At 69.3% G+C, this 17,857-nt stretch carries 15 protein-coding genes; 10 read left to right on the forward strand and 5 right to left on the reverse strand.

Translation table 11 applies throughout. The features are described 5' to 3' along the window. Window positions 1–62: 62 nt before the first annotated feature. The 6 genes from V1351_RS01525 (at window position 63) to V1351_RS01550 (ending at window position 8,081) form a co-directional block, all read left to right on the forward strand. Window positions 63–362 (forward strand): DUF3263 domain-containing protein, encoded by a 300-nt coding sequence (locus V1351_RS01525; protein ID WP_338750070.1) that lies wholly within the window; start codon window positions 63–65, stop codon window positions 360–362. A 67-nt stretch (window positions 363–429) separates the two neighbouring features. Beyond that, window positions 430–897 carry a GNAT family N-acetyltransferase gene (locus V1351_RS01530; RefSeq protein ID WP_338750072.1) on the forward strand — a complete coding sequence of 156 codons (468 nt, stop codon included), beginning with the start codon at window positions 430–432 and terminating at the stop codon, window positions 895–897. Window positions 898–1,226: 329 nt separating this feature from the next. Beyond that, a complete protein-coding gene (gene groL, locus V1351_RS01535) occupies window positions 1,227–2,861 on the forward strand; it encodes a chaperonin GroEL (RefSeq protein ID WP_338750074.1) in 1,635 nt (544 codons plus the stop codon). 156 nt (window positions 2,862–3,017) lie between these two features. Continuing rightward, complete coding sequence (locus V1351_RS01540) at window positions 3,018–4,736, forward strand: alkaline phosphatase D family protein (protein ID WP_338750076.1); 1,719 nt, start codon at window positions 3,018–3,020, stop codon at window positions 4,734–4,736. 73 nt (window positions 4,737–4,809) lie between these two features. Beyond that, window positions 4,810–5,550 (forward strand): ABC transporter ATP-binding protein, encoded by a 741-nt coding sequence (locus V1351_RS01545; RefSeq protein ID WP_338750077.1) that lies wholly within the window; start codon window positions 4,810–4,812, stop codon window positions 5,548–5,550. Continuing rightward, a complete protein-coding gene (locus tag V1351_RS01550) occupies window positions 5,550–8,081 on the forward strand; it encodes an ABC transporter permease (RefSeq protein ID WP_338750079.1) in 2,532 nt (843 codons plus the stop codon). The genes V1351_RS01545 and V1351_RS01550 overlap by 1 nt, the downstream gene beginning before the upstream one ends. A 58-nt stretch (window positions 8,082–8,139) precedes the next feature. Here the strand turns inward: V1351_RS01550 and V1351_RS01555 are convergent, their stop codons facing one another. The 5 genes from V1351_RS01555 to V1351_RS01575 all read right to left on the reverse strand — a co-directional run bounded on the left by V1351_RS01555 (window position 8,140) and on the right by V1351_RS01575 (window position 14,129). Further along, complete coding sequence (locus V1351_RS01555) at window positions 8,140–8,430, reverse strand: WXG100 family type VII secretion target (protein ID WP_338750081.1); 291 nt, start codon at window positions 8,428–8,430, stop codon at window positions 8,140–8,142. Between the two features lie 43 nt (window positions 8,431–8,473). Continuing rightward, window positions 8,474–10,393: a DUF2339 domain-containing protein gene (locus V1351_RS01560; RefSeq protein WP_338750083.1), complete on the reverse strand. Its 1,920-nt coding sequence runs from the start codon at window positions 10,391–10,393 to the stop codon at window positions 8,474–8,476. A 241-nt stretch (window positions 10,394–10,634) separates the two neighbouring features. Further along, entirely contained in the window at window positions 10,635–11,849 is a 1,215-nt protein-coding gene (locus V1351_RS01565) for a S1C family serine protease (protein WP_338750085.1), read from the reverse strand. Window positions 11,850–11,941: 92 nt separating this feature from the next. Beyond that, complete coding sequence (locus V1351_RS01570; RefSeq protein ID WP_338750087.1) at window positions 11,942–13,405, reverse strand: sensor histidine kinase; 1,464 nt, start codon at window positions 13,403–13,405, stop codon at window positions 11,942–11,944. Window positions 13,406–13,412: 7 nt separating this feature from the next. Next, a complete protein-coding gene (locus tag V1351_RS01575; RefSeq protein WP_338750089.1) occupies window positions 13,413–14,129 on the reverse strand; it encodes a response regulator transcription factor in 717 nt (238 codons plus the stop codon). A gap of 298 nt (window positions 14,130–14,427) precedes the next feature. Between V1351_RS01575 and V1351_RS01580 the strand changes: the two genes are divergently transcribed. From V1351_RS01580 to ehuA, 4 genes are read left to right on the forward strand one after another with little or no spacing between them, the layout of a single operon-like run. Further along, the gene (locus V1351_RS01580; protein ID WP_338750090.1) at window positions 14,428–15,360 is read left to right on the forward strand and encodes a transporter substrate-binding domain-containing protein; all 933 of its coding nucleotides are present in this window, start codon (window positions 14,428–14,430) and stop codon (window positions 15,358–15,360) included. A gap of 3 nt (window positions 15,361–15,363) precedes the next feature. Continuing rightward, window positions 15,364–16,068 (forward strand): ectoine/hydroxyectoine ABC transporter permease subunit EhuC, encoded by a 705-nt coding sequence (gene ehuC / locus V1351_RS01585; RefSeq protein WP_338750092.1) that lies wholly within the window; start codon window positions 15,364–15,366, stop codon window positions 16,066–16,068. Then, window positions 16,065–16,985: an amino acid ABC transporter permease gene (locus tag V1351_RS01590; RefSeq protein ID WP_338750094.1), complete on the forward strand. Its 921-nt coding sequence runs from the start codon at window positions 16,065–16,067 to the stop codon at window positions 16,983–16,985. The genes ehuC and V1351_RS01590 overlap by 4 nt, the downstream gene beginning before the upstream one ends. Beyond that, window positions 16,975–17,787 carry an ectoine/hydroxyectoine ABC transporter ATP-binding protein EhuA gene (gene ehuA / locus V1351_RS01595; protein WP_338750096.1) on the forward strand — a complete coding sequence of 271 codons (813 nt, stop codon included), beginning with the start codon at window positions 16,975–16,977 and terminating at the stop codon, window positions 17,785–17,787. Before V1351_RS01590 ends, ehuA begins: the two co-directional genes overlap by 11 nt. Window positions 17,788–17,857: the final 70 nt, after the last annotated feature.

Here is a 17,857-nt window from a genome sequence, read left to right on the forward strand (position 1 = left end):
GGTGTCCAGCCGACACGCCGCGGTAATGACAGGCGTGTGATTCGCTCGGTACGCTGCCGAGCGTGAACCCCGCCAACCAGGCCAACCCGTCCGCCCAGCCGACCCCTTCGGTCCCGCTCACGGACCGTGACCGCGAGATCCTGGCCTTCGAGCGCCAGTGGTGGAAGTACGCCGGATCCAAGGAGCAGGCGATCAAGGAGCTGTTCGACATGGGCTCCACCCGCTACTACCAGGTGCTCAACGGCCTGATCAACAACCCGGCGGCCCTCGCCGAGGACCCCATGCTGATCAAGCGCCTGCGCCGACTGCGTGACCAGCGTCAGCGGACCCGCAGTGCGCGACGCCTGGGCTTCGACGCCTGAACGCTCGGCCTCCGGTCAGCGAGGCCGTCCGAGCCCGCCCGGTGGGCCCTCGTGCCACGATGTGGGCGTGAGTCTGCGAATCGTCCGGGCCGGGCCCGGGGACGCTTTCATCGTCGCCGCACTGTCCCTGCAGTTCGCGATCGCGACCGACGGGTCGCGCGAGGACGGCTACCTCGATCGGGCCGCCGAGCACTGGGTCCGCCACCGGGCTCAGCTGCCGACGTGGTTCGCCGAGCGCGACGGTGCCCACGCTGGTCTTCTCCAGGCGAGCTCTCCGCCGCCGACGACGTGGCCGGGCGTGCCCGATGCAGCCCGCAGCGAGCTGTGGATCCGCTCGGTGTTCGTCTCGCCCGGCCATCGCGGGGCCGGTGTCGGTGCTGCACTCCTGTCCGCCTGCGAGGTCTGGGCGCAGGGGGCCGGCATCGGCGTCATCCGCCTGCGGAGCGAGGCCGGGGCGGAGCAGTTCTACGACAGGGCCGGCTATGCGCCCGCCCGGGAGGTCCTCGAGAAGCGGCTGCACCCCCCTTCGCCCTGACCCGCCCCCGAGCGAATCGCTCCGACCTGCCGCCGAGCGAACTGCTGCAGGCTCGGGTTCGTATTGCCCGCAGCACCACGTGCTGCTGCTGATTCAACGAGGTGCTGCTCGCTCTATTTCGTATGGGGGCGTGTCGTCCGGCCCCGCCGTTTGCACTCTCGGGTGGAGAGTGCCAATAATGGGCGTTAGCACTCTCCCTGTGAGAGTGACAGTCCTGACCGGTCAGGTGAGGGGCGAGACCACGCGGTGACGTGAGCCGAGTGGGAGCGTCCCGTCCGTCGCGGGCACCCCCGGTCGCACCCTTCGATTCGCGTGGAGGAACCACCCGAATGGCAAAGCTCATTGCTTTCGACGAGGAGGCCCGTCGCGGTCTCGAGCGGGGAATGAACACCCTCGCCGATGCCGTCAAGGTCACCCTCGGTCCCAAGGGCCGCAATGTCGTCCTGGAGAAGAAGTGGGGCGCCCCCACGATCACCAACGACGGCGTGTCCATCGCCAAGGAAATCGAGCTCGACGACCCCTACGAGAAGATCGGGGCCGAGCTCGTCAAGGAAGTTGCCAAGAAGACCGACGACGTCGCCGGTGACGGCACGACGACGGCCACCGTCCTCGCCCAGGCCCTGGTCAAGGAAGGCCTGCGCAACGTCGCTGCGGGCGCCAGCCCGATGGCCCTCAAGCGCGGCATCGAGAAGGCCACCTGGGCCGTCTCGGAGGAGCTGCTCGTGATGGCCAAGGAGATCGAGACCAAGGAGCAGATCGCTGCCACGGCCTCCATCTCCGCCGCTGACCAGGAGATCGGCGCCAAGATCGCCGAGGCCATGGACAAGGTCGGCAAGGAAGGCGTCATCACCGTCGAGGAGAGCAACACCTTCGGGCTCGAGCTCGAGCTCACCGAGGGCATGCGCTTCGACAAGGGCTACATCTCCGGCTACTTCGTCACCGACACCGAGCGCATGGAGACGGTGCTCGAGGACCCCTACGTCCTCATCGTCAACTCCAAGATCGGCAACATCAAGGAGCTCCTGCCGGTCCTGGAGAAGGTCATGCAGTCGGGCAAGCCGCTGATGATCATCGCCGAGGACCTCGAGGGCGAGGCGCTGTCCACCCTCGTGGTCAACAAGCTCAAGGGCACCTTCAAGTCCGTCGCCGTCAAGGCCCCGGGCTTCGGTGACCGCCGCAAGGCGATGCTTGCCGACATCGCCATCCTCACCGGTGGCCAGGTGATCTCCGAGGAGGTCGGCCTCTCCCTCGAGACCGCCGAGCTCGACCTGCTCGGTCGCGCCCGCAAGGTCGTCGTCACCAAGGACGAGACCACCATCGTCGAGGGCGCCGGCGACCAGGAGCAGATCAACGGCCGGGTCAACCAGATCAAGGCCGAGATCGAGAACTCCGACTCGGACTACGACCGCGAGAAGCTCCAGGAGCGCCTCGCCAAGCTCGCCGGCGGCGTCGCCGTCATCCGTGCGGGCGCGGCCACCGAGGTCGAGCTCAAGGAGCGCAAGCACCGCATCGAGGACGCGGTGCGCAACGCGAAGGCCGCTGTCGAGGAGGGCATCGTCGCCGGTGGTGGCGTCGCGCTCCTGCAGGCGACCAAGGTGGCCTTCGAGAAGCTCCAGCTCGAGGGTGATGAGGCCACCGGCGCGAACATGCTGCGCGTCGCGGCCCAGGCCCCGCTGAAGCAGATCGCGGTCAACGCCGGCCTCAATGGCGGCGTCGTCGCGGAGAAGGTCGGCAGCCTGCCGGCCGGCGAGGGCCTCAACGCGGCCACCGGCGAGTACGTCGACATGATCTCCCTGGGGATCATCGACCCGGCCAAGGTGACCCGCAGTGCGCTGCAGAACGCCTCCTCGATCGCTGGTCTCTTCCTGACCACCGAGGCGGTCATCGCCGACAAGCCCGAGAAGTCGGCGCCGGCGATGCCCGGCGGCGACGACATGGGCGGCATGGGCGGCATGGGCTTCTGATCCCGGGCCTGCGCGCCTCGGCGCCTCGAGAACGAAGGGCGGTTCCCCGCGAGGGGGGCCGCCCTTCGTCGTCTGCGGGGCGCTGCGAGGACGCGAGGAGAGGAGATGGAGGCGCCGCGAAGCCGTCTCACAGGAAACTGACCGATGATGGGCAGGATGTCTGACACCGACTCCCCGCTCCTGCTGGGCCCCCTGCTGCGCTTCGTCGGCGAACACGGCGCGACCATCTGGGTCGAGACGACCCGACCCGCCCTCGTCGAGGTGCACATCGCCGAACGTTCCTGGTCGGCCCCGACCTTCGTCGTCGAGGGCCATCACTACGCGCTGGTCATCGTGACCGACCTCGAGGCCGGCCGGGAGTACGAGTACACGGTCACCGTCGACGACGCGCCGGTGTGGCCCCTGCCCGACTCTCCCTTCCCTCCCTCGAGCATCGCGACGCTGCAGCGCAGCCGACCCACCCGGCTGGCCTTCGGCTCCTGCCGCACCAGCGTCCCGCACGACGAGGAGCACCACCGCAGCCACGGGGTCGACGCGTTGCGGACGGTCGCGCTGGCCATGGCGAAGGGAGCGGCGGACCGCCCGGACGTTCTCGCCCTGCTCGGCGACCAGGTCTATGCCGACGAGACCAGCCCCGAGATGATCGACTTCATCAGCGCTCGGCGCGACATCGACCAGCCGCCGTACGAGGAGGTCAAGGACTACGCGGAGTACGCCCACGTCTACTGCCTCGCGTGGAGCGAGCCGGCGATCCGGTGGGTGCTGTCGGTACTGCCCAGCACGATGATCTTCGACGACCACGACATCCGCGATGACTGGAACACCTCGTGGACGTGGCACCAGCAGATGAACCAGACCTCGTGGTGGCACGAGCGTCTCGTCGCCGGGCTGTCCTCGTACTGGGTGTACCAGCACATCGGCAACCTCGCGCCGGAGGAGCTGGCCAAGGACGAGGTCTGGCAGCTCGTCGCAGACCCGCGGACCACGGCCCCCGGGGCCATCGACCTCACCCGGGAGCTGCGGGCGCTCGCCGAGCGCGTCGACCGCGACCCGACCGCCTACCGGTGGAGCTACACCCGTGCCCTGGGCGACTCGCGCCTGATCGTGCTCGACTCGCGTGCGGCGCGGGTCCTGGAGCCCAACCGGCGGTCGATGCTGGACGCGAACGAGCTGGCCTGGCTCGACGAGCAGCTCGCCGGCGGTGTGCAGCACCTCTTCATCGGTACGTCCGTGCCCTACCTGCTGCCGCCCGGCCTGCACGACGCCGAGGCGATCGGCGAGTCCTTCGCCGCCCCCGGTCGCAGTGCCGTGGTCCGCAAGGGCGCCGAGGCGGTGCGTCAGGTCGTCGACCTCGAGCACTGGGCGGCCTTCCAGTCCGGCTTCCAGGAGGTCTTCGACCTCGTGCTGTCGGTGGCGAAGGGGGAGCGGGGCCCGGCTCCGAGCACGGTCACCTTCCTCTCCGGGGACGTGCACCACTCCTACGTCGCCGAGGTCGACACCTCCGACGGGGACGTCCGCAGTCGGATCGTGCAGGCGGTGTGCAGCCCGATCCGCAACCCGATGCCCCGTGGCATCCGCATCCTGATGTCGCAGATGGCCAAGGGCCTGGTGCGTCCGATGCGGTGGCTGGCCCGCCGCACCTCCGGGGTCGATGCCCCGCCCTTCCCGTGGCAGCTGACCGCCGGGCCGTGGTTCGACAACAACCTCGCCCTGGCCGAGGTCGGCGACGACGGGCGGATGCTGGTGCTGAGCTGGTTCACCGGTGACCTCGTCGAGGGCGGGGACCCGGTGGTGCGCAAGGTCTCCTCGGTCCGGGTGGACGGGCCGGCCGTACCGGCCGACACCCGGGACCCGCAGGGGGCTTCCGGGGGCTGACCCCAGTGACCGCTGCCGCGCACGACCTCTAGATTTGTCCGCGACACACGGACACCACCAGGGGAGTTTCGCCATGAGTACGCCGGTCGCTGCGAGTACGCACGCCCTCCGCAAGGTCTACGGCAGGGGGGAGGCCACGGTCGCCGCCCTGGACGGGATCGACCTCGACATCGGCGCCGGCCAGTTCACGGCGATCATGGGGCCCTCGGGCTCGGGCAAGTCGACGTTGATGCACTGCCTCGCCGGGCTGGACGAGGTCACCGACGGGCGCGTGGCCATCGGCGGGACCGACCTGACGCGGCTGAAGGAGAAGGCGCTCACCCGCCTGCGTCGCGACCGGGTGGGCTTCGTCTTCCAGGCCTTCAACCTCATCCCGACCCTGACGGCGAAGGAGAACATCCTGCTGCCGCTGGCGATCGCCGGTCGGCGTCCCGACGACGAGTGGTTCGACCTGGTCATCGGCACCGTCGGGCTCGAGGACCGCCTCGCCCACCGTCCGAGCGAGCTCTCCGGCGGCCAGCAGCAGCGCGTCGCCTGTGCCCGCGCGCTGGTGTCGAAGCCCTCGATCATCTTCGCCGACGAGCCGACCGGCAACCTCGACTCCACCTCCGGCGCCGAGGTGCTCGGTTTCCTGAGGCGCTGCGTCGACGAGTTCGAGCAGACGATCGTCATGGTCACCCATGACGCGGTCGCGGCAGCGCACACCGACCGGGTCCTCTTCCTCGCGGACGGCCGGATCGTCGACGAGCTGTGGGAGCCGGACCGCGAGCTCGTCCTCGAGCGCATGCTCGCGCTGAGCGACGGGGTCCGCTGATGCTCAAGGCGAGCATCAAGAGCCTCCTGGCGCGCAAGGCGCGTCTGCTCATGTCCGCGATGGCGATCATCCTCGGCACGGCCTTCGTCGCCGGCTCACTCGTCTTCACCGACACCCTCGAGCGCACTTTCGACGGCATCTTCGCCGGCACCGTCGGGGACGTCGTCGTCCAGCCGGAGCAGGTCGACGAGTTCGGGGGCTCCACGGGCGCCTCGCTGACCGCCGAGGAGGTCGCGGACCTGGCCGACCTGCCCGGTGCAGCACGCGCGGACGGCAACCTCGAGGCCATGGGCGTCTTCGTCGTCGGCAAGAGCGGCAACGTCGTCGGCGGCCAGGGCGCCCCGGCGATGGCGCTCAACTACACCGACGCACCCAACCAGTTCGGGGATGCACCGATCACGGTCACCTCGGGTCGTGCCCCGACCTCCGAGGGGGAGGTCGCGGTCGACGAGACCACCCTCGAGCAGGCCGGGTACGAGATCGGTGACGAGATCACCCTGGTCACCGCCGGGGACCGCCCACGGATCACGGCCACGGTCGTGGGCGAGATGACCTTCGGCGAAGGGGGGATGGCCGGCGCCTCGATCAGCGTCTTCGACACGGAGACGATGCAGAGGTACTTCATGGACGGCAAGGACGAGTACACCAGCGCGTGGATCACGGCGAAGGAGGGAGTCGAGAGTGCGGAGCTGGTCGAGCAGGCCGAGCCGCTCACCCCGGACGCCTACGAGACCCTCACCGGTGCGCAGCTGTCGGACCGGAACGAGGACTCGCTCGAGCAGGCGCTGGGGTTCATCACGACCTTCCTGCTCGTCTTCGCCGGCGTCGCCCTCTTCGTCGGGTCCTTCCTCATCGTCAACACCTTCGGCATCCTCGTCGCCCAGCGCGGACGTGAGCTGGCTCTGCTGCGGGCCATCGGTGCCAGCCGGCGACAGGTCACCCGCTCGGTCCTCGTCGAGGCCTTCGTCACCGGGATCATCGGGGCGACGCTCGGTCTGGCGCTGGGCGTGCTGCTCGCGATGGGGATCCGGAGCCTCTTCGCCACGATCGGCCTCGACCTCAGCGGGACCGGGCTGGTCTTCAAGCCGCGGACGGTCATCGCGACCTATGTCGTGGGGATCGCCGTGACCATGCTCGCGGCGTGGCTGCCGGCCCACCGCGCCGGGCGCGTGGCACCGGTGGCCGCCATGCGCGAGACGGTCGAGACGGCGCGGAGCCACCCGATCCGCGGCACGCTGGAGATCATGGTGCTGGTGGCCGGGCTGCTCGCCTTCCTCTACGGGCTCTTCGTCGCCGACTCGAGGCAGCTGTGGTGGATCGGCGGCGGCATCGTCGGCCTCGTCCTCGGCACGGCCTTCCTCGCCCCCTTCGTCGGACGCCCGGTGATCTCCGGTCTCGGGTGGATCTACCGGCGCCTCTTCGGCAGCGTCGGTCGGATGGCCGAGCAGAACACGGTGCGCAGCCCAGGCCGCACGGCCGCCACCGCGTCGGCGCTGATGATCGGGATGACACTCGTCGCCCTGATGGGCGTCATCGCCTCGAGTGCCAACGCGAGCATCGACAAGGAGATCGAGCAGAACTTCCGGGCGGACTACGTGCTGAGCAATGCCATCGGCCAGCCGTACTCGGCGCAGATCACCGACCAGGCCGCCCAGGTCGAGGGAGTCAGTGCGGTCTCCCCGATCCGCTACGTCCAGGCCACCGTCGACGGTGGCCAGCTGTTCTCCGTCGCGATCGATCCGCAGACCTTCGCCGACGTCGAGCGGATCGAGGCAACGACCGGGTCGACCGGGCTCGACGAGGGCTCGGTGATGCTCTCGATGAACCACAAGACCGGCCGTGAGGTCGGCGACACCGTGGAGGTCACCATCGGGGAGAGCACCCGGGAGCTGACGGTCGTCGGGTTCTTCGAGGACCTGGGCACCATGGGCAACCCGGACGTGCTCTTCGACATCGCCACCATCGATGCGATGGGTGGGCAGGGATCGGACAACATGGCCTTCGTCTTCGTCGAGGAGGGCGCCGACAAGGAGGCCGTTTCGCAGGACATCGAGCAGCTGATCTCGGCCCAGCCCCTGGTGACCCTCAAGGACCAGGAGGCCTTCGCCGACGAGCAGCGCGGCTTCATCAACCAGCTGCTCTACCTCATCTACGCGCTCCTCGGCCTGGCGATCGTCATCGCCGTCCTGGGCATCGTCAACACCCTCGGGCTCTCCGTCCTCGAGCGCACCCGTGAGGTCGGGCTGCTCCGCGCCGTCGGTCTCTCCCGCCGCCAGCTGCAGGGCATGATCTGGCTGGAGTCGATCGCCATCGCGCTCCTCGGTGCCCTGCTGGGCATCGGCCTGGGCGTGGTCTCCGGCGTGGCGATCCAGCAGGCCCTCGCCGAGGACGGCATCACCGAGCTGGCGATCCCGTGGGCGCAGCTGGTGCTCTTCGTCGGCCTGGCCGGGATCGTCGGGGTGCTGGCCGCGGTCGTCCCCGCCTGGCGGGCCTCCCGGATGGACGTGCTCGAGGCCATCGCCGCCGAGTGAGGGTTGGCGCCGGTGCCGGGGCACGTGCCGGCACCGGCGCGGTCGGTGCGCTCGCTGCTCAGCGCCCCATGGACGCCTTGACCCCGTCCTCGGTGGTCGCGTAGGTCTGACCGGCCTCGGCCAGGACACGGGAGATCTCGTCGAGGCTCTCCTTGACCGTGCGCTGCGTGGCGCGCCAGTCGCTGACCAGCTCCTGGAAGGAGCCCGAGGCCGCGCCGGTCCAGTCGCTCTGCAACTGGGTCAGGCGGGTCATCATCGCGGCGACGGAGCTCTCGACCTCCTCCGAGATCTGCGAGATGTCGGAGGCGCTGCCCGCGATGCGCTCGGTGTTGACGGTGAAGCTGCTCATGGTCTCCCCTTCGGTCGGTCGGGCCGGTCGATCCGGCCGTCCCTCAGACCGTATGAGGATCGCGCGAATCGTCCGCGGACTTGTCCACAGGACCGTGGTCCCGGCGTGAACGCTCGAGTGCTTGTGCATAACCGGTACCCATCCCGAGCACGATGAGTCCGCCGACGATGAAGCTGAGCACCCGGGGGATCCCGTCGAGGAAGGACAGGTCGAAGAAGAGCAACTTGGCGACGCTCAGGGCCGTGATGGTCAGACCCGCCGGGACGGCCAGGGTGGAGCCGCGCAGACCCCGCAGCAGGAGCACGGCGGCCGTCGACAGCCACAGGAGCGTCGCGCCGGCCTGGCCGGCCGTGAAACCACCCTGCGGGTCATCGACCAGACCGCCCACGAGGACGCCGGTGATGATGACGGTTCCGCCCGCGCCGAGGAGTGCCCCCGCGAGCAGTACCCCGCTCACGAGCCCGGCGCGCGGGTGGACCTCGGTGACGGTCCGGGCGAGGACGAGCAGGAGGATGACGGCGAGCGCGGCCGCCACGAGGTGGGCGGGCTCGACCTGGCTCGCCAAGGTGCGGTCGATCGCATAGGGCACCAGACCAACCGTCAGCAGCAGCGGCAGCACCGACGTCAGCAGGCCGGTGCCCAGGACGGTGCTCTCACGGAGCGCGAGTGCGGCACCGGCCCACAGCACGCAGACCAGGAGCAGCGCGGGGGTGGTCCAGCCGGTCTCGTCCGCCAGGAGTGCCGCGGACACCAGGGACGTGACCCCCGCCGTGTACAGGCAGCACCCGGTGAGCAGCAGTGTGTCCGAGCCCGCACCCTCCCGCGGCCGAGTCCCCGCGGTGAGTGCTGCGACGATCAGGAGCGCGAGGGTCAGCCCGACCATCAGGGTGGCACCGGTCGCCCGCTCCGCCGCCAGGGCGGCGGAGAGGACCGGTACGGCGACGACCGGGACCGCGATCCCGGTCTGTGTCGGGGCCCTGTCGACCAGGACGCCCGCGAGACCGGTCGCGAGGACGAACCCGGCGAGCAGGGCGGCGAGCAGGATGACGGTGTCGACCGGCACGGCGAAGGCCGGAAGCAGGGCGATGACGATCGCGGTGGGGATGATCCGGATCAGCTCGAGCACGTGCCACCGGCGCGCGATCTGGGCCGGCCACGAGGCGATCGTCAGGACGAGCAGGAACTGCCCGACCAGTCGCATCTGGTCGTGCGCGATCACCGGGGCGAGCGCGGCCACGCCGAGGACGGCGATGCCGGCGAGCAGTTCGCTGTCCCAGGCCCGGGCGAGCAGCAGGCCGCCGATCGTGACCAGACCCGCGATGGCCAGGCCGACCGCCGCGGGGACCCACTCGTAGACGGCGGTGATGGCGATGACGTCGAGGTAGCCGGTGGCGATCCCGGTCGCGGCCAGGCCAAGCGCACCAACGGTGCTGGCCTGGCGTCGACGCACGATGACGGCGGCGATGACGAGAGCGGTGGCCAGGACCGCCCCGCTGGCGACTCGGGCCAGAGGTCCGAAGACGCCCATCTGGATCGCCAGCGCGAGCAGGAAGGCCACCCCGATGAGCGTGATGCCGGTGCCGACGACGGCCAGCAGGCGGGCGACGACACCATCACGCTGCCACCACGGGGTGGATGGCCGGTGCGGGGCCGGCGGGGGCTGGGCGATGGCGAAGGGGGATCGGGCCACCGGGGGCGCGGTCACCGCGCCGGGTGCACCAGCAGCGGCCACGGCCGGGCCGTCCGCGACGGGCGCCACCGGTGGGACGGAAGGGGGTGCCGCCCCGGTCGGCTCGTGGGCGTGCGGGGCAGACGCCCACTGCTGCGGTGGGACCTCGCGGTCGAGGCGAGCCCGCAGCCGGGCGAGGTCGTTGCCGACGACGTACATGCGCGACATCGCCTCGGCGAATTCGTCCTCGAGCTCGCGCACGGACTGCAGCGTCGGGTCCCCTGACATGCTCATGCCCCCAGTGTGCTCATCTCGCACACCGGGGGCATGAGTTCGGCTACTCAGCACCGCCTTCAGACGCCACACCCGAAGGCGGGGGTAGCACCCCTGTAGGAGCGAGGAAAGCCGGCCCCCGCATCGGGGGAGGGAACGATCTGGGTGGCCGTCGCTTCCCGTCTTCTGTGCTCCTGGGTCCTACTGTGCACCGTGGTTCTTGGGAGGTGCTGGTATCAGCCTGAGATTCCCCTGTGATTGCTCAGGCATCGCGCTCGGGAGCCGTCCCGAGCGTGACGTCGATCGTCGTCTTCTTGCCGTCGTGGATGACGGTCAGCGGGACCTGCGAGCCGATGGTGCGTGCGTGCACGAGACCGACGAGGGACTCGGCGCCGGTCACGGGGGAGTCGCCGATGGCGACCACGAGGTCGCCCTCGCTCAGGCCGGCCTCGTCGGCCGGGCTGCCGTCGCTCACCTTGCGGATCTCGGCGCCCCGGTGGGTGGCGGCGCCCTCCTTCGCGGTCCCGTCGGTGGGGACCACGCCGAGGAAGGCGTGCTGGGCCTCGCCGTCCTCGATCAGCTGCTCGGCGATCCACGTGGCCTCGTTGGCCGGGATGGCGAAGCCGATCCCGATGTTCCCGCTCTGGCCGGACCCGCCCATGGTGGCGATCGAGGAGTTGATCCCGACCAGCCGACCGGAGGCGTCGACGAGGGCGCCGCCGGAGTTGCCCGGGTTGATCGCGGCGGAGGTCTGGATGGCAGCGGTGACCACCGGCTGCCCCTGCTGCGCGAAGGGGGAGCTCTGGCCCCCTTCGCTGCGGGCGGTGGAGACCGGACGGTCCAGGGCGCTGACGATGCCGGTGGTGACCGTGCCGGCGAGGCCGAGCGGGTTGCCGACGGCCATGACCGGATCCCCGACCTCGAGGTCCTTCGAGGACCCGACCGTGATCGGTGTGAGGTCCTTCGGGGGGTCGGCGATCGTCAGGACGGCCAGGTCGGTCGAGGGGTCGGTCCCCGCAACCGTCGCGTCGTAGGTCGCGCCGTCGGCCAGTGTGACGGTGATCTTCGGGCTCGGTCCGGCACCGGTGACGACGTGGTTGTTCGTCAGCACGTGGCCCTGCTCGTCGAGGATCACGCCGGACCCTTCGCCGCCGGCACTCTGCCCGCGGACCCCGATGGCGACGACGCTCGGGGTGACCGCGTCGGTGACGGCATTCCAGTTCGGGGACTCCTTCGCCCCGGTGCTGACCGGGATGGCCTGCGACGAGGACGCGGACGAGGTGGCGCCGGCCTCGGTGGTCGCCGTCGAGTCGGGGCGCTCGTCGGTTACCGAGATCACCCCCCAGGTGCCGCCGGCAGCCAGGGCGGCGGAGAGGAGGGAGATCGTGGCCAACTCGCCGATCCGCCGCCCGCGGCGACGCGAGCGTGGCGATCGTGGCTGGTGCGGCATCAGGGGCGTGGTCGGTTGCTGGTCCATCGTGAACTCCTTGCTCGTGGCTTGCCTCCACAGTGCCTCGCGCAGTTCGGATGTCCCTTGACGTTGGCTGACAGGTCGCTGGGCGCGACGGCTCAGGAGCGGGTCGGGCGCGGTCCCGTCGCGGTGGGGATCTCGACGCGGAAGGTCGCACCGCCTCCGGGTGTGGTCCCTGCGCGCACGGTCCCGTCGTGCTGGTCGACGATCGCCGCGACGATCGCGAGGCCGAGGCCACTGCCGCCCCGGGCCCGGGAGCGGGCCTTGTCGACGCGGTAGAAGCGCTCGAAGACCTTCTCGGCCACCGCCGGGTCGATGCCCGCGCCGTGGTCACGCACCTCGACGACCGCCGACCCGTCCTCGAGGCCGGTGGCCACCTCGACCGGGACGTCCTCGTCCGTGTGCATCAGGGCATTGGCCAGCAGGTTGCCGAGCACCTGACGCAGCCTGCTGTCGTCCCCGCAGAGGGTGACCGGCTCCAGCTCGTCGTGGAGGCCGACGAGGGAGATCGAGCGCCCCGGCATGCGCACGCGTGCGTCGTGGACGGTCTCGGCGGCCAGCACGACCAGATCGATGTCGGTCCACTCCAGCGGCCGCTGGTCGTCCAGACGGGCAAGGACCAGCAGGTCCTCGACGAGACCGCCCATCCGACGGGCCTCGCCCTCGATGCGGTCCATCGCCTGCTCGACGTGCTCCCGGTCCTGGACCGCGCCCTGTCGGTAGAGCTCGGCGTACCCGCGCACCGTCGCCAGCGGAGTGCGCAGCTCGTGGCTGGCGTCCGCGACGAACTGGCGCATCTTCAGCTCCGAGGCCTCCTGGACACCGAAGCTGCGCTCGATCTGCACGAGCATGGAGTTCAGCGATTCGCTGAGGCTGGCCACCTCGTCGTGACTGGACCGCACGGGGACGCGGCGGGCCAGGTCACCGGCGGCGATGGCAGCGGCGGTGTCCTCGATCCGACGAAGGGGGCGGAAGGCCCGTCGGGTCGCGTACCACCCGAGGACCCCACCGGCCACGAGTGCGACGAGCCCGACCACGGTGGAGACGATCGCGAACCACCGCATCGTCTGGTTGACACCGGCGAGGGACATCCCGACGGCGAACGTGGAGTTGTCGGTGTAGCGCCCGGCGATGACCCGCCAGCGCATGTCGCCGTCGACGGAGTCGACGGTGAAGGGAGCCCCGGTCTGCACCAGCGGGCCGTCCGGCGACAGGGGTGGGACATCGGGATGGACGTGCACGCCGGTGGGGCCCTGGTACTCCCACGACGAGCCGTCCGCCGGCTGGTGGAGGAGGAAGAAGTTGGTCGGGCCGGACCGGGCCCTGCGCTCGTAGAAGGCGGGGTCGCGCGTGGAGGAGATGTTGTCCTCGGCGATGGGGATCGCGACCGCGCGCAGCTGCTCGTCGACGTTCTGCTCGAGGTCGCGTTGGAGCAGGAAGGCCGTCACCACCGCCGTCGTCGTCAGGGCGGCCAGCAGGATGGCCAGCAGGATGGCGGTCAGCCGCCAGGTGAGGGGGATCCTCTCCAGGCGGCTGACGACCAGCTGGCTGATCCGGTGCATGGCGTCCTTACTCCGGGGGGAGACGCAGAACGTACCCGAAGCCGCGCTTGGTGTGGATCAGTGGCGGGAGGTCACCGGCGTCGATCTTGCGGCGCAGGTAGGAGATGTAGGACTCGACGATGCCGAGCTCGCCGCGGAAGTCGTAGTCCCACACGTGGTCGAGGATCTGGGTCTTGGACAGCACGCGGTTGGGATTGAGCATCAGGTACCGCAGCAGCTTGAACTCCGTCGGGGAGACGTCGATGGAGACGCCGGCCCGGCGCACCTCGTGGGCGTCGTCATCGAGCTCGAGGTCGGCGAAGCTCAGGACCGACTCGGAGGAGGGCACGTCGGTGGTTCGCCGCAGGATCACCCGGATGCGGGCGATCACCTCCTCCAGGGAGAAGGGCTTGGTCACGTAGTCGTCACCACCGACGGTCAGACCCTTGAGCTTGTCGTCGAGGGAGTCGCGGGCGGTGAGGAAGAGGATCGGTTGGTGACGCTCGCTGGTGCGCAGGGTCGAGGCGATCTCGAAGCCGTCGGTGTCGGGCAGCATGACGTCGAGGACGATCAGGTCAGGCTCCACCCGGTGCACGATGTCCAGCGCGGTGGCCCCGTCGCCGGCGACATCGACCTCGAAGCCGGCGAAGCGCAAGGAGGTCGCGAGGAGCTCGCGGATGTTCGGCTCGTCCTCCACGACGAGCAGTCGCGGAGTCTCTCCGGGGGCGGTCTCGTGGGTACTCACAGCATCGAGTGTGCGCCTGGAGCCTGAGTGTCCGCTGACAGCGGCCTGTGACGGCGTCCTGCTGCGGACCACTCTTGGCAAGCAGGGAAACAGGTTGCAGTGCCGTAACGAAGGCTGTGATGCGGGCCGCGGTGCTTGTCGTGGCGAGGTCAGACCTGTTGAAGTCAGGAGAATGCCGAATCGGGGGCGGTCCTCGAGCAAGGTGCTCTGCCTTGATCGAGAGGTCGTGCCGACGCGGTGCAAGTTGCGTCGGGGCGGGGTTCCAGGACTCCGCGCCCACCTAGGAGGAGGAGAGCACATGCGCAGCACGCGAATGCTGGCCGGGACCGCCGCAGCGGCTCTGGCCCTGACGATGGCCGCCTGCGGCGACGGGGGATCCGAGGGATCGTCCGGCGACGGCAGCAGCAGCGGCGAGGGCGGCGACACCCTGGCCAAGATCAAGGACGACGGCGTGATCACCGTCGGTATCGCCGGGGAGGAGCCCTACTCCTTCAAGAAGGATGGTGAGCTGACCGGCGCGACGATCGCGATCCACAAGAAGGTCTTCGGTGAGATGGGCGTCGACGAGGTCAAGGGTGTGCAGACCGAGTGGGGCTCCCTCATCCCGGGGCTGAATGCCGGTCGCTTCGACATCATCTCGGCGGGCATGTCGATCCTGCCCGAGCGGTGCGAGCAGGCGGACTTCGGCCACCCGGAGATCATGTACACCACGGCCCTGATGACGCCCAAGGGCAACCCGGAGGACGTCAACGACATGCATGACGTCGCGGACGCCGACCTGAAGCTCGCGGTCATGAGCGGTGCCATCGAGTCCGGCTACTCCGACAAGCTGGGGATCGACAAGATGGAGGTCGGCAGCCCGCAGGACGGCATGGACGCGGTCCTGCAGGAGCGCGCCGACGCCTTCGCCCTGACCGGCATCTCGCTGCGCACCATGGCGGAGAACAACCCGGATGCCGCGGTCGATGTGACCGAGCCGTTCACCGCCATCGTCGACGGCAAGAAGCAGATCGGTGCGGGCGCGACCGTCTTCCGCAAGGGTGACGACAAGCTGCGCGAGGCCTACAACAAGGAGATCGACAAGATCGTCGGCGACGAGCAGGCCTTCCTGGACGTCGTCGGTGAATTCGGCTTCACCGATGCCGAGCGCCCCAAGGGTGAGATCACCACTGAGGAGCTCTGCAAGGGGGAGCTGCCCGACGCCACGCAGTCCGAGGCCGTCCCGGACTGATCTGTGGGTGACCAACTCGAGGCGCTGAAGGCTTTCCTGCCCGAGCTGACCGACGGTGTCATCACGACGCTGCAGCTCAGCTTGGGCGGGGCAGCCCTGGCCTTCCTCGTCTCCGTCACGCTCGGTCTGCTGAGCATCGCCCCCATCGGGTTCGTCCGGTGGGTCTCGACGGTCATCGTCGAGTTCTTCCGGGGCACCTCGCTCGTCGTCCAGCTGTTCTGGCTGTACTACGTGCTCCCGATCCTCTTCGACATCCGGTGGGACGCCGTCATCACCGGCATCGTCGCCCTGGGCCTGAACTACGGTGCCTACGGCGCCGAGATCGTCCGTGGATCGATCAACAACGTGGACAAGGGGCAGTGGGAGGGGGCGACCGCGCTGAACATGTCGCCCGCCACGAGGATGCGGCGCGTCATCTGGCCGCAGGCTTGGGCGCTCATGCTCTCCGGCTACAACAACCTGCTCGTGATGCTCATCAAGGGAACTGCCGTCGCACTCTTCATCTCCCTGCAGGACCTGGCCTTCCAGGTCGACGAGCTGCGCCGGGACTCGGGGTCGACCCTGTTCGCCTACGGGGTCGGGTTCCTCATCTACTACCTGATTGCCCTGCTCGGTTCCCAAGGTGTGCGTGTCCTTGAGAAGCGGGCCCGGCGCAAGCTCGGGATGCCCGTGGGCAGTGCGCACGCCGGAGCGGGGGCGAGCCTGTGAGTACCGCGACCTCCACCGCCGACACCACCCGCGAGTCGGTGCCGCTGACCCGCTCGCACATCACCCTGATCGTCTGCTCGGCCCTGCTGACGCTCGCGGCGGGGCTCGGCCTGCCGTCGCTCGTCGTTGCGGTCCTCGCCTGGCGCAAGAACGCCGAGGACCACCCTGCGGCCAAGCGACTGACCCGGATCGGCTGGTACGTCTTCAGTGCCTTCGTCGTCATCGGGGCGCTCGTGGCCCTCCAGCTGTGGTCCATGACCGACTCGTTCGATCAGTTCTGGAGCTGGGACGCCGCCGCAGAGGTCTTCCCGGTCCTCCTGGAGACCTTCGTCAAGACGACCCTGCTCATCACCGTCGTCGGTACGGCCATCGCCGCGACCCTCGGTCTGGTGCTGGCGGTGGCCACCGACAGCCTCCCGCGGGTCTTGTCGATGCCGCTGCGGTGGCTCATGGACGTCATCCGGATGACGCCGCTGATCGTCCAGCTGGTCTTCGTCTACTACCTCGTGCCGGTCGAGTGGCCACTGTTGTGGGTGGGCACCTTCGTCATCGGCGTGCACTACGCGATGTACATGGCGGAGTCCTACATCGCCGGTATCGCCTCGGTGGATGTCGGTCAGTGGGAAGCTGCCAAGTCCCTCAGCCTGTCGACGGGTCGTACGTGGGGTGCCGTCGTGCTGCCGCAGGCGCTGCGGGCCACGCTGCCGTCCCTGGGTAACTGGGCCATCTCGATGTTCAAGGACACGCCCTACCTGTTCGCGATCGGCGTGGTGGAAATGGTCACTGCGGCACAGCAGTACGGAGCGAGCACCTTCCGCTACAACGAGGCCTTCACCCTGGCTGGCCTGATCTTCCTCGTCGCGAGCCTCATCACGGCCGTCGCCGTTCGAAAGTTGGAGAAGTCCCTTGTCTACTGAGACCAGCAATGCCCAGCCCTCCGCACCACAGTCGGGTGGCACACCGGTCATCCGTTTCGAGGACGTGGAGAAGAAGTTCGGCGAGACGACCGTGCTGTCCGACCTCAACTTCGACGTCGCCCCCGGCGAGCGGGTCACGCTCATCGGGCCGAGTGGCTCGGGCAAGACGACGATCCTGCGTCTGGTCATGACCCTCGAGCACCTGACGGGTGGCTACATCTGGATCAACGGCCAGCCGTTGACCCACGACCGTCGCAACAACCAGCGGGTGGAGCTGCGTCCGAAGGAGGTCGCGAAGACCCGCAAGAAGATCGGCATGGTCTTCCAGCACTTCAACCTCTTCCCGAACATGACGGTCCTGGAGAACATCACCGAGGCCCCGATCCACGTGCTCGGCAGGGACAAGAAGCAGGCGAACGACCGGGCGCACGAGCTGCTCGACCAGGTCGGGCTGGGTGACCGCTCCGGGGCCCGCCCGAGCCAGCTCTCCGGAGGCCAGAAGCAGCGCGTGGCGATCGCCCGCGCGCTGGCGATGGACCCGGAGATCCTGCTGCTGGACGAGGTGACCTCGGCCCTGGACCCCGAGCTCGTCGGTGAGGTCCTCGGCGTCCTGCGTAACGTCGCCGAGGACACCGACATCTCGATGCTCATCGTCACCCACGAGATGCAGTTCGCGCGCGACGTCTCGCACAAGGTGATGATGTTCGACGGCGGCCAGATCCTCGAGCAGGGCAAGCCCGATGACCTGCTGAGCAACCCGCAGCACAAGCGCACCCAGCGCTTCCTCGAGTCGATCCTCTGACCCGACCACGACGACGGGGCCGGTCACCACACATGGTGACCGGCCCCCTTCGCAACTGCGTGGGTTCCTG

The sequence above is a fragment of the Janibacter sp. A1S7 genome (genome assembly GCF_037198315.1).
GTDB lineage: Bacteria > Actinomycetota > Actinomycetes > Actinomycetales > Dermatophilaceae > Janibacter > Janibacter alittae.